The organism is Salinibacterium sp. VpJ6 (assembly GCF_059767345.1).
The window spans coordinates 456,181-471,426 of sequence record NZ_JBSOQL010000001.1 but is presented as its reverse complement, the minus strand read 5'-3'; the positions used below and the strand labels follow the sequence as shown (position 1 = coordinate 471,426).

Sequence of the window (15,246 nt, the reverse complement as noted above, 5' to 3'; positions counted from 1 at the left end):
GCTCGTAAGGAGCAATCGGAACTTTGGCAGATCACTACGAAGCCCTCGGCGTTGCGCGCGAAGCGACCCCGGAGGAAATCAAGAAGGCGTACCGCAAGCTCGCACGCGAGTTGCACCCCGACGTCAATCCCGGCGCGGATGCGTCTGAGCGCTTCAAGACAGTCACTCATGCCTATGACGTGCTGAGCGATCCGCAACAGCGTCAGCAATACGACATGGGCGGCAGCGGTGGCTTCGGCGGCGGCGCCAACTTCGGTTTCGGCGACATCTTCGAGACGTTCTTCGGCGGTGGGGGTGGCGGTCAGACCGCTGGTCCGCGGTCACGCCGCGAGCGGGGTCAGGATGCGCTGCTGCGTATCGAGGTGAGTCTCAAAGACACGATGTTCGGTGTCACTCGCGACATCGAGGTCAACACTGCAGAACTCTGTGAGACGTGTGAGGGCAGTTGTGCTGCCCCCGGCAGCTCGCCCGTTCGTTGCGACATTTGTCAGGGCAGCGGCCAGATCCAGCGCCAGGTGCGAAGCCTCCTCGGCAACGTCATGACGTCGAGCCCCTGTGGCACGTGCCGCGGTTACGGCAACATCATCGTGAACCCCTGCGCTACGTGTGCAGGCCAGGGTCGCGTTCGTGCGCAGCGCACTCTCTCGGTCGACATCCCGGCCGGCGTTGAGACGGGGCTGCGTCTGCAGATGCCCGGCCAGGGCGAGGTTGGCCCCGCAGGCGGGCCCAATGGCGACCTGTTCCTCGAGATCAAGGTGCGCCACCACGACATCTTCAGTCGCGCCGATGACGATCTGCTGGCCACCGTTGAGGTCGAAATGATCGACGCAATCTTGGGCACAACAGTGAAGCTCGATGGCCTCGACGGAGAAATCGAAGTAGTCATCAAGCCCGGTACCCAAAGCGGCGAAGTGCTCACGATTCGCGATCGCGGAATTACGAGCCTGCGTGGCAACGGCCGCGGTGATCTGCGCCTCGGCATCCAGGTCGTCACGCCGACGAAGCTCAGCGGTGCAGAACAGACCCTCATGAAGCAGCTCGCCGCCGTGCGCAAGAGCAAGCAGCCGCATTTTGCCGAGTTCCAGCAGGGGCTGTTCGCGAAGCTTCGCGACCGTTTCCTGTAGGCACTCATGGCACATCTCTATATCGATGAAGAACTCGGCGACGTCGGAATTGGCGCCTCCGTTTCCTTGGGCAACGCCGAAGCGCGCCACGCTGTCACGGTTTCGCGCCTGAAAGTGGGCGAGACGATCGCGATCGGGAACGGTGCTGGCCTGATCGTTTCTGGCCCTATCGTCACGGCGGAACACACCGAGCTCACCATCGAAGTAGCGGATGTTCAGCAGTCGCCGCGGCGAACCCCGGCCGTCTTCCTAGCTCAGGCTCTTGCCAAGGCCGATCGCGACGAACTTGCGGTTCAGGTCGCCACCGAACTCGGTGTCGACGGCGTCATCCCGTGGTCGGCGGCGCGCAGTATTTCGCGCTGGCACGGCGCGAAAGTTGCCAAGGGCCGCGATCGATGGGCAGCAATTGTTCGCGAAGCGAGCAAGCAGTCGCTGCGCAGCTGGATCCCCGACGTCCTCGATCTCGTGACCACGAAGCAATTGGCGACTTTCGCTTCCACGACGCGGATGCTCGTGCTCGAGCCCACGGCAACGGAAACGTTGGCCGAACTCGAAGTCGACGACCGCGACATCCTGCTCGTAGTGGGTCCGGAGGGCGGAGTTGCGGATCACGAGCTCGATCTCTTGACGGCGGCGGGAGCATCCACGATTCGACTGGGCAGTGAAGTGTTGCGCACGTCGACTGCGGGCCCGGCGGCCTTGGCAGCGTTGAACGTCAAGCTTGGCCGTTGGAGCTAGAGGTTTAGGCTAGAGACATGTCTGATTCCCCATCGATCTTTACCAAGATCATCGCTCGCGAGATTCCCGCGGATATCGTCTTCGAGTCAGACGCGGTAATCGCGTTTCGCGACATCGCGCCTCAAGCACCCGTGCACTTGCTCGTTGTGCCTAAAACCGAAGAGTTCGCCAACGTTACGGAGCTTGCCGCAGGCAACCCGGCGCTACTGGCTGAACTTGTCTCGGTCGCCCAATCGCTTGCCGACGAACATGCAGGCGGGCAGTACAGACTGATCTTTAACACTGGCGAAAACGCTGGTCAAACTGTTTTCCACGTGCACGCTCATGTGCTCGGCGGAAACCTCGAGGAAGGCACCCTTGGTCACTAGTGACTCCGAGTCCGCAGGTTCGACAGAGCGCGAGAGCGTCTCGATTGAAGTAGACGGTGTCGCCATGGTGCGACTTCTTGGCCCTCACGATCGACTTCTCAAGGTCGTCGAAAGCAAATTCCCGAACGTTGAAATGCACGTTCGCGGTAACGAAATCACCCTGACGGGCGATGCACCGTCGGTCGCTGCTGCCAAAGAACTCGTCGACGAACTCGTCACGATGGTGCGCGACGGACACGACCTCGGCGAGATCGAGGTCGATGCGTCGGCAAAAATTCTGCGCGGCAACCAGGGCAGCCCTCAACAGTTGCTCGGGCAAACCATCCTTACAGCGCGAGGTAAAGCAATTCGCGCCAAGACTCTCGGTCAGGCGCAATACGTCGATGCGATGGACAACAACACCATCGTGTTCGGCATCGGCCCAGCCGGAACGGGAAAAACCTACCTGGCGATGGCGAAAGCCGTGCAGGCTCTGCAGCGCAAAGAGGTTGAGCGCATCATTCTGAGCCGTCCAGCAATCGAAGCGGGGGAGCGTCTCGGATTCTTGCCGGGATCGCTCACCGACAAGATCGACCCTTACCTGCGCCCGCTCTACGACGCCCTCAACGACATGATGGATCCCGATCTCGTGCCCAAGCTTCTCGCTGCTGGCACCGTCGAGGTCGCACCGCTCGCCTATATGCGCGGTCGTACCCTCAACAACTCGTTCGTGGTTCTTGACGAAGCTCAGAACACCACACCCGAGCAGATGAAGATGTTCCTGACCCGTCTCGGCTTCGATTCGCAGATGGTCATCACCGGTGACATCACGCAGGTCGACCTTCCTGAGGGGGCGAGCGGGCTCAAGCTCGTCTCGAATGTTCTGCGGGACATCGACGACATCCACTTCGCAGAGCTGTCGAGTGCGGACGTCGTTCGCCACAGCCTCGTGGGTCAAATCGTGGATGCGTACACCACCTACGACGCCGAAAAGCAGCGTGACGAATACAACCGCAACAACCGGCCGCCCAAGCGCAGCCGCAATCACGAGGGGCGCTAACGTGTCGATCGAAATCAACAACGAATCGGCCGTCGAGGTAGACGAGCACGCCTTCCAGCGACTCTGCACTTTCGCCCTTGACCAGCTGCACGTGCATCCGGACGCCGAACTGGGCATTGTCTTTGTCGACGAGGCCGCCATGGAGCAGCTTCACGTGCAGTGGATGGACGAGCCAGGTCCCACAGACGTCTTGAGCTTTCCCATGGACGAACTGCGCCCCGGAACCGAAGACCGCCAGACGCCCGCCGGCTTGCTCGGCGACATCGTCGTGTGCCCTCAGGTCGCAATCTCGCAGGCCGAGACCGCGGGCCACACTCCGCTGGAAGAAATGCTGTTGCTGACCACTCACGGTCTGCTGCACTTGCTCGGCTTCGACCACGCCGAACCCGACGAGGAAAAAGAGATGTTCGGCCTCCAGCGCGAAATTCTGTTGGGGTTCGCCCTGGCAGAACGAAGTTAGTAGCCGGTTGTGCTGATCGGTATTTTCATCACCGTAGCGATCCTGCTGGTATCGCTCGGTGGTCTGCTCGCCGCTGCTGACTCTGCGCTGACAGTGTTGAGTCGCAGCGACCTCGTCGAATTGGCGGGGCGCAGTCGTGCCCACAAGTCGATCCTGGCCATTTCGCAAGACACGGGCGCACACATCAATGCGCTCAACTTCATGCGAATCGTCGTAGAAACGACCGCGGCCGTGCTGGTTACGCTCGTCTTCGCCTCCGTCTTTGAGCAGTGGTGGCTTGTGCTGCTGTTCAGCGCGCTCATCATGACCGGGGCCTCGTTCGTGCTCGTCGGCTCCAGCCCTCGCAGCGTCGGGCGTGCCCACTCTCGCAAGGTGTTGCAGCTCTCGGCTCGGTTCGTTCGCGGCATCCGTGTCATTCTCGGCCCGATTGCGGATGCCCTTGTCGCCATCGGTAATCGCGTCACCCCAGGGCGCCCGCGCACGGCAACCTTCTCGAGCGAAGAACAGTTGCTCAGCATGGTGGATGAAGCCACCGAGCACGAAGTTCTCGATCAAGACGACCGCGACCTCATCCACTCCATTTTCGACTTCAACAGCACCGTGGTGCGAGAAGTGATGATCCCGCGCACCGACATGGTGACGGTTGAAGCAGATGTCACGGCCAGCGCCGCGATGGGTCTCTTCTTGAGCCGCGGAGTCTCCCGGGTGCCCGTTATTGGCGACGACATCGACCAAGTGATGGGTGTGCTGTACCTGCGCGACATCGCGCGAGTCGTCTACGAGCAGCCGGCCGAAGCAGACAAGCTCACCACTCAGGCGCTCGCTCGCCCCGCACTCTTCGTACCGGAATCGCAGCGCGCTGACAGCCTGCTGCGCCAGATGCAGCTCGAATCGAACCACTTAGCGATGGTTGTCGATGAGTATGGCGGCATCGCCGGGCTAGTCTCGCTAGAAGACCTCATTGAAGAACTCGTTGGAGATATCTCTGATGAGTACGACCGTGAACTTGCCGAATTCGAACAGCTGGAAGATGGATCGTTCCGAGTGAGCGCCCGTCTCCCGATCGACGAACTGGGCGACCTGTTCGGTCTCGAACTCGATGATGACGAGGTCGACTCCGTCGGTGGTTTGATCATGAAGACCCTGGGACGACTGCCCGAAAGTGGCGCAGTCGCCCAATACTCAGGCCTCGTTCTCACGGCAGAACGTACCGAAGGCCGTCGCAAACGCATCAGCACTGTGCTGGTGTCAGTCGACCCCACCTTCACCAACCAGCACGACTCACGCCCGAATGAACGAGAGAACGGTGAATCACAGTGACCGACACCAGTGAATTCAGAGCAGGATTCGTGACCTTTGTAGGTCGACCCAACGTGGGCAAGTCCACGCTGACTAACGCGCTCGTAGGTGAGAAGGTCGCGATCACGTCGTCGAAGCCTCAAACCACTCGCCGCGCCATCCGTGGTCTCGTGCACCGCAAAGACGGCCAGCTCATCATCGTGGATACTCCGGGTATGCACCGCCCACGCACCCTGCTGGGAGAGCGCCTGAACTCGATCGTGCAAGACACCCTCGGCGAAGTCGACGTCATCGGTCTCTGCATTCCGGCAAACGAGAAGATCGGTCCCGGCGACCGCTACATCAACGAGCAGTTGGATGCCTTCACGCGTGCCAAGAAGGTCGCCATCGTGACGAAGATCGATGCTTCGTCGCGCCCCGGCGTCGCAGAGCAGCTCAAGGCCGTGGCAGAACTGCGCGACTGGGACGAAATCATTCCGATCTCGTCGTTCGACGACATCCAGCTCGACATTCTCTCGACTGAACTCGTGAAGCTCATGCCGGTCTCGCATGCGCTTTACCCGGATGACGCCGTCACCGATGAGTCGACAGAGTCGCGGGTAGCAGAACTCATTCGTGAGGCCGCGCTTGAGGGCGTCATGGATGAACTTCCGCACTCGATCGCTGTCACGATCGACGACATGATCGAGCGCGACGACAAGAACCTTCTCGAAGTCTTCGCGAATATCTTCGTCGAGCGAGACAGCCAAAAGGGCATCATCATCGGTAAGGGTGGGGAGCGACTGCAGGATGTCGGGGCTCGCGCCCGCGCTGAGATTGAGAAGCTCGTCGGCAAGCAAATCTTCCTCTCGCTTCGCGTGAAGGTCGCCAAGGAATGGCAACGTGACTCCAAGCAACTCGGTCGCCTCGGTTTTTAGATTTCCATCGCGAGCCATACATCGCAAGGATGATTTTTGCCCTGACGAAGACGAGTTGCGCACGTCGACTCTAGGCGACGCGTAGCCTGAGTCCATGATTCGGCATCTTTCGCGTGGTGCGCTGATTTTCGATGCGAGTGTCGCACTCGTCGCAGTCGCGCTTCGATATCTCCTCGGAGTGAACGAGGCGCCGCTGTGGGCTGTCGTGGCGATATTGGGAGTAGCTTTCGCGCTACGCCGGTTAAGCCCTGCCATAGCGCTGGCTGCTGCGTGGTTAGGCGCCCTCGCACAGATGGTGTTCTTGCTTCCCATCGATGGAGCAAACCTTGCGATCATTGCTGTGCTTTTTTCAGCGGCGCGGTACGGGCGCTCGTGGGTGAGGCGGGCGGGGCTAATCTCGGTCTTTGCCGGATCAGTGCTCGGTGCCATGTACCTCAGCGTCTTTTACTGGGGGCCAACACAACCTGACGATTGGGCGACCTTCGTCTGGCCGCAAAGCCCCGGCGAGTTTATGAGCCTCGTGGGCACATTCGTAGGAATGACTGCGTTGCTTGGTCTGAGCTGGACCGCGGGATTGCTCGCGAGAACACAGGCGATCGCTCGGGAGAGCAAGAGCGCCAGACTGGTAGCCGAGTCCGTAGCTGCAGTAGAGCTCGAGAGAAATCAGATTGCGCGAGATATGCACGATGTTGTTGCCCACTCACTCGCGGTTGTGATCGCCCAAGCAGACGGAGCGCGGTACGCATCGGCTGCAGATCCCGCCATGGCTGACTCTGCGCTGTCGACGATCTCTGGTACCGCGAGGGAAGCCCTGACCGATGTGCGGCTATTGCTGGAACAGCTGCGGCATAGCCAAAGTCTGGGGCCGCAGCCCGGACTGGCTGACATCTCTGCGCTAGTTGAGCAAATGCGCTCAGCTGGACTCCAGATCGAGGTAGTCGAGAATGGTCCGTCAGTGGAGCTTCCTGCCGGCAAACAGATTTCTCTCTACCGAATAACGCAGGAGGCCATGACTAACGCGCTGAGGCACGGGGACCCTGCTGCGCCTGCGCTTCTCAGTATCGAATGGAGTGGTGAAACCGTGACCGTGACTATGAAGAATCGAATTGCGAAACAGGACTCGCTGGCAGAGCAGCGAACAGGCCACGGACTCATTGGAATGCGAGAACGAGCACTTCTGACCGCAGCTCAATTGGATGTCGGTCCTGAGGGCGAGAATTTTTTGGTTCGCTTAGCCCTGCCGACAACACAATGACCCGCATCAGAGTCGGTTTAGTCGACGACCAAGCGCTCTTTAGAGCAGGCATCCGGATGCTGATTTCATCTCAGCCAGATCTCGAATGCGTTGGGGAAGCGAGCGACGGATACGAGGCCATCACCATGGTGGCGGCGGCGCGCCCTGATGTTGTGCTGATGGACCTTCGGATGCCGGTGATGGACGGCATTGAGTCCACTCGGTCAATTCTCAGCGGGCGAGATCAGAAACTACCTCGAATAGTGGTGTTGACTACCTTCGACCTCGATGAGGCCGCTGCCCGGGCGATTAGAGCAGGAGCGAGCGGCTTCGTGCTCAAAGACGCTGAGCCCGAGTTCTTGCTTGCCGCTATTCGGACCGTCCACGCGGGAACGAGCGTTATTGCGGCGTCTGCAACCCGTGAGCTGTTCGAACACTTTGGCAGTGCTCCTTCGCTACGCCCCCCTGAATTCGACACTCTGACAGCGCGAGAGCGGGAAATATTCTCGCGCGCCGCCCGCGGACTGAGCAACGCGGAGATTGCCCGCTACGAATTCTTGAGTGAAGCGACAGTCAAGACGCATGTCAGCCGCATTCTCTCGAAACTCGGCCTTCGCGACCGCGTGCAGCTGGTCGTCTTCGCGTATGAAAATGGACTTGCCTGAGTCATCCTTCCGGATGACGTGACGCCTACCTTGGGCCGACGCGGGGAGCACACCCGCATTGGCATCGTTGAACTATGCACACTTCAACAGACACTCCCAGTATGGTCGCTCGAGTCGACCGTCTATCAAAATCATACGGCTCAGGAAGCACCAAGGTCGCGGCCCTCAGCGATGTTACCGTCGGAATACGAACTGGCGAATTCACGGCAATCATGGGGCCGAGTGGGTCGGGCAAATCCACGCTCATGCACATAATGGCTGGTCTTGACACAGCATCTTCTGGCAAAGTATGGCTTCGTAATACGGATATTACCGACCTCGGCGATGCAGACCTCACGATGGTCCGGCGGAGGAGAGTCGGTTTCGTCTTCCAAGCGTTCAACCTCGTGCCAACGCTCACTGTTGAGCAGAATATTCTGCTCCCGTTCCAACTCGATGGACGTCTACCGTCGACCACGGAGCGCGGCTGGATAGACGAGCTTATCCAGTCATTGGGTCTGGGGGAGCGGCTGCACCACCGGCCCCACGAGTTATCTGGTGGACAACAGCAACGGGTTGCCATTGCCCGCGCGCTTGGATCACGACCCGAGTTGATCTTCGCGGATGAACCAACAGGAAACCTCGATTCTCGCACGGGGCGCGAAGTGTTGTCCCTTTTGGCTGCGTCCGCGACGGCCTACGGTCAGAGCATTGCAATGGTGACCCACGATCCCATCGCTGCCAGTTATGCAGATCGCATCATCTTCATCGCCGACGGTCGAGTTGTGGCTGACCGCGCACGCTCGACTGCTGCTGAAATCAGCGATTTCATGCTTCAGATGGAGAGTGCGTCGTGAGAACTTTTAATGCACGAGAACATAAGTCCAGCATCCTTGTAGCGGTGCTGAGTAGCGCTTTCGGTGTCGCTCTTCTTCAACTGACGACGAATATTGCGACGGCAGTGGCCGTAGCTACTCCGTACGACGACGGCGGTACGCAAGCGGCGATTTTCGCCGCCCTTGCCTCTGTATTCATCGTGATCTCCGTCTATGTGGGGGCGGTGGTTACAGCAAACACATTCGCGACAATAATTGCTGGTCGAACTCGCAGCATCGCGCTTGTGCGGCTCATTGGTGGGAGCGCACGAAGTCAAAGGCTTCAGGTCGTCAGAGAGGGATTCGCCGTGGGAACGCTAGGGGCGATAGGCGGTGCCGTTATTGGTGTATTCGTCGCGTTCGCGATATTCCAGTTCACCCAAACCCCAGATGGATTGCCGATAATCGATTACAGCTTTCTTGATCCCGTTGCATTCGCCCCCATAATCGCGGTTGTTCTCACCACCGGGGCCGCATCGTGGCTCGGTTCCCGTCGGGTGCTTGACGTAACTCCGCTTCAGGCATTGGGGGCATCAATAGATTCGGCGCAGGACTCGGAAACACCTCGTGTCGCCCGCGCAGTCGTCTCAACGCTCATGGTCGGTGCAGGAATCGGAATTGTCGTGTTGGGAATGATCGTGGGTTTAGCCGGGCCAGAGGGAGTACGCATTTCTCTCCTCGGCGGCGTGATTTCCTTTACTGGTTTCCTCGTTGGCGCACAATTTGTTATGCCAGCAGTTCTGCGCATTATTGGACAGCTAATTGGTCGAGGTGCGGCTGGAGCATTAGCAGCAAAAAACGCGGTGAGATATCCGAAGCGAAGCACCCGGATCACCGTGGGCCTAGTTATCGGGATAACTCTCGTCACCATGTTCGCGGTCGCTGCTGAGAGTTTTGCGTCAATGATGCGAACGATTCCCGGCGAAGGAAACCCCGCTGAGGCGGAACAGGCATTGGCGGTTGCCACTGCCACATTTTCGATTCTGATCGGCTTTAGCGCAATAATCGCGGGCGTCGGGCTAGTGAACAATCTCTCACTCAGCATCGTTCAACGCACCCGAGAACTAGGGCTACTCCGAGCTCTGGGATTCACCGGCGCCCAGTTGCGAGCAATGATTCGCTCGGAAAGTGCTCAGTTGACAATCGCGGCAAACGTCGTCGGACTTACGCTGGGAATCTTCTACGGATGGGCCGGCGCGCAAGCGCTACTGGGATCAGTCACCGGACAACCTGGATTCATTCCTCCCGTTGTGCCGTGGTGGATCTTGGCGGCGGTAATCGTTTCCTCAGCGGCGCTCGCGCTAATCGCGTCAGTGGAACCGTCGCGTCGTGTCACCACAATCTCGCCGGTAGAGGCCCTCGCGATCGAGTAGCTTTCGATTATCTTCCCGGCGATCGCTGAGCACGCGCTCGACCCTGCTGCGTCGACTGAATCATTGCGATTCAGCGACCGGTGCGGTCGAGCGTTCCAATTTGACCCTCCCGGGGACTCGCAGCAGTGCTACTCTGAAATGGTGTTGTTCGGTCTGCTCCTCCTTAGCTGCCGCGACGAGTCCTAATCCAGGCCTCACTCGTCGCGGAGTTTGTCATTGGCTGACCAGATTCGTAACGAGTGGCTCACAAGGCCTTGAGAACAGCAGGAGCACCAAATGAAGAACAATCAGTCCGCATCCCCGATGCCGATCCACAAGTACCGTCCGTTTCACGAGATCATCTCTGTTGATCTGCCGGACCGCACGTGGCCCTCGAAGCACATCACTCAGGCACCGCGCTGGTGTGCCGTTGATCTTCGTGACGGCAATCAGGCGCTGATCGACCCCATGAGTCCCGAACGCAAACGGATCATGTTCGATCTGCTCGTGAAGATGGGCTACAAAGAGATCGAGGTTGGCTTTCCCTCGGCAAGCCAAACTGACTTCGATTTTGTTCGCTCCCTCATCGAGACGAATGCAATCCCGGATGACGTCACCATTCAGGCGCTCACCCAGGCTCGTGAAGAACTCATCGTGCGCACCTACGAATCGATCAAGGGCGCCAAGCAAGCGATCGTTCACCTCTACAATTCCACGAGCGTTCTGCAGCGCGATGTCGTGTTCCGCAAAGACAAGCAGGGCATCATCGATATCGCCCTCAACGGCGCTCGAATCTGCAAGGCATCCGAGGCAATGGTCCCCGAGACTGAGGTCTATTACGAGTACTCGCCGGAGAGCTACACCGGCACCGAGCTCGAGTTTGCGGTTGATATCTGCAACCAGGTGCTCGAAGTCTTCCAGCCCACACCGGAGCGCAAGGTCATCCTGAACCTGCCCGCCACCGTCGAAATGGCTACCCCCAACGTGTATGCCGACTCGATCGAGTGGATGTCGCGCAACGTGAACCACCGCGAGAACGTCATCATTTCGCTGCACCCGCACAATGACCGGGGAACCGGAATCGCGGCGGCGGAGCTGGGCTACATGGCCGGTGCCGACCGCATCGAAGGTTGCCTGTTCGGAAACGGTGAGCGCACCGGAAACGTCGACCTCGTTGCTCTGGGCCTCAACCTCTTCACGCAGGGCATCGACCCGCAGATCGATTTCAGCGACCTAGACGAGATCCGTCGCACGGCTGAGCACTGCAACCAGCTGAAGGTTCACGAGCGCAGCCCTTGGGCAGGCGACCTCGTCTACACCGCCTTCAGTGGATCGCACCAAGATGCCATCAAGAAGGGCTTCGAGTCCATGGCGGCTCAGGCCGAACGCGAGGGCAAGCACGTCAACGATCTGGTCTGGGCTGTTCCGTACCTGCCGATCGACCCCAAGGATGTTGGCCGCGGCTACGAAGCAGTCGTACGTGTGAACTCGCAGTCCGGCAAGGGCGGCGTCGCCTACCTGCTCAAGACCGACCACAGCCTCGACCTGCCGCGCAAGCTGCAGATCGAGTTCAGCGGTGTTGTTCAGTCGAAGACGGATGCCGAGGGTGGCGAAGTTTCGAGCGAGCAGATCTGGACGGCCTTCCAAGACGAATACTTGCCAGCATCCGCCGATCACGCCGATCAAAAGTGGGGCCGCTACGAGCTGCTCTCTACTCGTACGACAAGCGCGAACGACGGCGAGGTTAGCCTCGAAGCGCGACTGCGAGTAGACGACGCCGAACTGGAAGCCCAGCACGTCGGTAACGGCCCGATCGATGCATTCCTCGGCATGCTGTCCGCACAGGGTCAAGGCATCGGCGTAAAGCTCTATGACTACGTTGAGCACACGATGAGCGAGGGCAGCAATGCCCAGGCCGCCGCCTACGTCGAGCTCGACATCAACGGCCAGCGCCTGTGGGGCGTCGGCATCGATGGTGACATTTCGCGGGCATCCCTCAAGGCGATCGTGTCAGCGGTCAACCGCTGGGTGCGCGCCTCGCAGAACGCTCCTGAATCTGAGCTGGTCGCTGGCTAGTTCTCGATTTCGAACATGCCCCGCAGCGAGAGCTGCGGGGCATGTGCTCGTTAACGGCGGTGTCGGCGAGGGCGACGGAGCGGGCCGGGCCGGGCGCGAGTTAGGGCCGGCGAAACTTGGGCAGGCGACTAATGGTTCGCTGCTCGGGCAGAGTCCAATTGAAGAGGACGGCGAGCACTCGAACGCCCACCGTGATGGCGACACAAATCGATGCGGCCAGAAGAACGGGAACATCGAAGCTGCGCATGATGACGAGACTTGTGGCGCCGGACACAGCGGCGACGGCATAGAGCGACCCCACGTGCATGAGCGCGATGGGCATTGAGAGCAGCATGTCGCGCAGGATCGAGCCGCCGACGCCCGAAATGGCGCCGACGAAGATCGCCGGCACCTCGGGAAGCCCCATCGCGAGTGCTTTAGTCGTGCCGATTGCGCCGAAGAGCCCAATAGTCAGCGCGTCGAGAACCGTGATGACCGGGCCCATCCGGGCGATGAGCCGTTCCAGCAGCATCCCGAAGAGCGCTGCCCCCGTGGCCACGATGAGATACCAATTGGTGGTGAGAACTGCAGGCACCTCAGAGAGCACGACATCGCGCACGATTCCGCCACCAAAGCCCGATGCTAGGCCGATAATGGCGACTCCGAGAAGGTCAAGGCGGCGATCACGAAACTGGGCCGCGAACATCGCCCCCTGCATGGCGCCGACGCCGACCGCTAACAGCCCCGCCCACAGCGGAATCTCGAAAGTCTCGTTCACGCACCATTCGTACCACGTGCGGGGCGGACGGCGCGGTTGTGCTCCGGGCAAGCCTGCAATCGTGCCGCCTGTGCCGCCTGTGCCGCCTGTGCCGCCTGTGCCGCTGCACCGCCCCGGGCACTGTCGCCTGCATCGATTCCTGCGCTGCCGTGACCCTGTGCCGCAGTGCGGCTTTGCTGCTAACCCGCTAACCCGCTGGCTCCGCACAGCACCGCCCCGCGCCGTCTGCTGACCTGTCCCGTGCTGCCTGGTGGGGCCTACCCTTCGGAACTTCAGGAAAAGCGCCGTGATCTCGTTCGGGAAGTCTGTGTCACTGCGGCTCAAGGCGCTGTCGACGTGCGGATTTCCTGAAGTTCCGAAGGGGCGAGGGGAGGAACTAGGGCAGGAGGGAAGGAAATGCACGAGAGAACGAGGTTTTGGGAAGCCGGGAAATGCGCGAGAGGCGCTGCGGGCGGAGTCGTACCGGACGGGACGGGACACGGACGGGGTGGGGCGGTGCAGTGCTAAGCAGTGCAGTGCAAAACAGTGCAGTGCTAAGCAGTGCAGTGCTAAGCAGTGCAGTGCAAAACAGTGCAGTGCAAAACAGTGCAGTGCAAAACAGTGCAGTGCAAAACAGTGCAGTGCAAAACAGTGCAGTGCAAAACAGTGCAGTGCAAAACAGTGCAGTGCTAAGCAATGCAGTGCTAAACAGTGCAGTGCGAGGCGCCGCAGTTCAGGACCGAACGGGGCGGGCAGGCGCTGAGCGAAAGAAGCCGCGTGCGGGTCGTCGCTCAGCAAACTCGCGAGAAGCGGAGGATACTTGTCGGGTGCCTACCTATCGTGATGAAGCCGTCGTGCTGCGCACCCACAAGTTGGGTGAAGCCGACCGTATCGTAACGATGCTCTCGCGTGAGCATGGCAAGATCCGCGCGGTGGCCAAGGGGGTGCGTCGCACGGCCTCGAAGTTCGGGTCGCGACTGGAACCCTTTATGGTCGCTGACATCCAGTGTTATATCGGTCGCAGTCTAGACATCATCCAGCAAGCGGAGTCGCTTGGTTCGTACGGCTCGAACATCACGGCCGATTACGCGAGCTACACCGCCGCGAGCGTGATGGTTGAAACGGCCGATAAGGTCACGGATGACGATGGCTCGTTGCAGCAATACCTTCTGCTGGTGGGCGCGTTGCGGTCTCTGTCGCGGCGCGAGCACAACCCGAGCCTGACGCTGGACTCCTATCTGTTGCGCAGCCTGTCGATTGCCGGTTGGGCCCCCAGTTTTGTGGATTGCGCGGTGACCGGTGCTCCCGGGCCGCACTCCGTTTTCGTGGCGCAGATGGGCGGTGTGGTGGCTGATGAGGTTGCGCCCCCTGGTTCACCCCGATTGAGCCCCGCGACTCTCGAATTACTCGGCGCCTTGCTCGCCGGTCAGTGGGATGTCGCCGAGGCAGCTGACGAGCGGTCACGATCGCAAGCCAGCGGCGTTGTCGCCGCGTACACCCAGTTTCATTTGGAGCGCAGTCTTCGCTCCATTCAGCATGTGGATCGGAGCGCATGAGCCGCGTAGCAAAAACTCACAAAGATGCCGAGGAATTTCGTCCGCTGGACTGGACCGGCATCCATCCTCCCGCGATGCCCAAAGGGTCTGTTCCTGAGCACATTGCGCTCGTCATGGACGGCAATGGGCGCTGGGCCAACGCGCGTGGACTCACGCGCGTTGAGGGCCACAAAGCGGGGGAGGCGAGCCTGTTGGATGTCGTGGCCGGCGCCATCCAAATCGGTGTGAAGCACATCAGCGTGTATGCGTTCTCGACCGAAAACTGGAGCCGTTCACCCGAGGAAGTTCGCTTTCTCATGGGGTTCAACCGAGATGTGTTGCACCGTCGCCGCGATCAGCTCAATGAGTGGGGCGTGCGTGTGCGCTGGGCTGGGCGACGCCCGCGCCTGTGGACCTCGGTGATCAAAGAGCTGCAGTTCGCCGAAAAGCTCACCGAGAACAACAGCACGCTGACCCTCACAATGTGTGTGAACTATGGCGGCCGTAACGAGATCGCGGATGCCGTGCGCTCCATTGCCGATGATGTTGCGGCGGGCAAGCTGAAGCCCTCCGCTGTCTCGGAGAAGCTCATCCAGAAGCGTCTCTATCAACCGCAATTGCCCGATGTCGACCTGTTTGTGCGGTCGTCGGGGGAGCAGCGGATGAGTAACTTCATGCCCTGGCAGAGTGCCTATGCCGAGATGGTATTCCTCGACACGCTGTGGCCTGATTTCACCCGGGAAGACCTGTGGGAGGCGATCCGCGTTTATGCGAGCCGCTCGCGCCGTTTCGGTGGCGCGGTCGATGCCCCCGCGCCGTCTCCCGCCTAGCCTCGTAGCCCTTTTGGTC

Annotated in this window: 15 protein-coding genes; 14 read left to right on the top strand and 1 reads right to left on the bottom strand. The window is 60.2% G+C overall.

Annotated features, from left to right (window positions below; genetic code table 11):
* Positions 1-23: 23 nt before the first annotated feature.
* From dnaJ to leuA, 12 genes are all read left to right on the top strand, one after another.
* Entirely contained in the window at positions 24-1,124 is a 1,101-nt protein-coding gene (dnaJ, locus tag ACWTV1_RS02290) for a molecular chaperone DnaJ (protein WP_498503951.1), read from the top strand.
* Between the two features lie 6 nt (positions 1,125-1,130).
* Positions 1,131-1,862: a 16S rRNA (uracil(1498)-N(3))-methyltransferase gene (locus ACWTV1_RS02285; protein ID WP_498503950.1), complete on the top strand. Its 732-nt coding sequence runs from the start codon at positions 1,131-1,133 to the stop codon at positions 1,860-1,862.
* A gap of 17 nt (positions 1,863-1,879) precedes the next feature.
* Positions 1,880-2,230 (top strand): histidine triad nucleotide-binding protein, encoded by a 351-nt coding sequence (locus ACWTV1_RS02280; protein WP_341619774.1) that lies wholly within the window; start codon positions 1,880-1,882, stop codon positions 2,228-2,230.
* A complete protein-coding gene (locus ACWTV1_RS02275; RefSeq protein WP_498503949.1) occupies positions 2,220-3,269 on the top strand; it encodes a PhoH family protein in 1,050 nt (349 codons plus the stop codon). The genes ACWTV1_RS02280 and ACWTV1_RS02275 overlap by 11 nt, the downstream gene beginning before the upstream one ends.
* Before the next feature lies 1 nt (position 3,270).
* A complete protein-coding gene (gene ybeY, locus ACWTV1_RS02270; protein WP_100388795.1) occupies positions 3,271-3,729 on the top strand; it encodes an rRNA maturation RNase YbeY in 459 nt (152 codons plus the stop codon).
* Positions 3,730-3,738: 9 nt separating this feature from the next.
* On the top strand, positions 3,739-5,049 hold the full coding sequence (locus tag ACWTV1_RS02265; protein WP_498503948.1) for a hemolysin family protein: 1,311 nt from the start codon (positions 3,739-3,741) through the stop codon (positions 5,047-5,049).
* Positions 5,046-5,945 carry a GTPase Era gene (gene era / locus ACWTV1_RS02260; RefSeq protein WP_498503947.1) on the top strand — a complete coding sequence of 300 codons (900 nt, stop codon included), beginning with the start codon at positions 5,046-5,048 and terminating at the stop codon, positions 5,943-5,945. The genes ACWTV1_RS02265 and era overlap by 4 nt, the downstream gene beginning before the upstream one ends.
* 94 nt (positions 5,946-6,039) lie before the next feature.
* A complete protein-coding gene (locus tag ACWTV1_RS02255) occupies positions 6,040-7,200 on the top strand; it encodes a sensor histidine kinase (RefSeq protein WP_498503946.1) in 1,161 nt (386 codons plus the stop codon).
* Entirely contained in the window at positions 7,197-7,844 is a 648-nt protein-coding gene (locus ACWTV1_RS02250) for a response regulator (protein WP_498503945.1), read from the top strand. The genes ACWTV1_RS02255 and ACWTV1_RS02250 overlap by 4 nt, the downstream gene beginning before the upstream one ends.
* 74 nt (positions 7,845-7,918) lie before the next feature.
* Positions 7,919-8,680, top strand: a complete 762-nt coding sequence (locus ACWTV1_RS02245; protein ID WP_498503944.1) for an ABC transporter ATP-binding protein — start codon at positions 7,919-7,921, stop codon at positions 8,678-8,680.
* Positions 8,677-10,071, top strand: coding sequence for an ABC transporter permease (locus tag ACWTV1_RS02240; RefSeq protein WP_498503943.1), 1,395 nt, complete (start codon positions 8,677-8,679; stop codon positions 10,069-10,071). Before ACWTV1_RS02245 ends, ACWTV1_RS02240 begins: the two co-directional genes overlap by 4 nt.
* Positions 10,072-10,347: 276 nt before the next feature.
* Positions 10,348-12,126, top strand: coding sequence for a 2-isopropylmalate synthase (gene leuA / locus ACWTV1_RS02235; protein ID WP_498503942.1), 1,779 nt, complete (start codon positions 10,348-10,350; stop codon positions 12,124-12,126).
* Between the two features lie 100 nt (positions 12,127-12,226).
* On the opposite strand, the gene ACWTV1_RS02230 is transcribed toward leuA, so the two are convergent.
* Complete coding sequence (locus tag ACWTV1_RS02230) at positions 12,227-12,883, bottom strand: trimeric intracellular cation channel family protein (RefSeq protein ID WP_100389291.1); 657 nt, start codon at positions 12,881-12,883, stop codon at positions 12,227-12,229.
* 806 nt (positions 12,884-13,689) lie between these two features.
* On the opposite strand from ACWTV1_RS02230, the gene recO reads away from it, so the two are divergent.
* Positions 13,690-14,418, top strand: a complete 729-nt coding sequence (recO, locus tag ACWTV1_RS02225) for a DNA repair protein RecO (RefSeq protein WP_341619780.1) — start codon at positions 13,690-13,692, stop codon at positions 14,416-14,418.
* Complete coding sequence (locus ACWTV1_RS02220) at positions 14,415-15,227, top strand: isoprenyl transferase (protein WP_498503941.1); 813 nt, start codon at positions 14,415-14,417, stop codon at positions 15,225-15,227. The genes recO and ACWTV1_RS02220 overlap by 4 nt, the downstream gene beginning before the upstream one ends.
* Positions 15,228-15,246 lie beyond the last annotated feature (19 nt).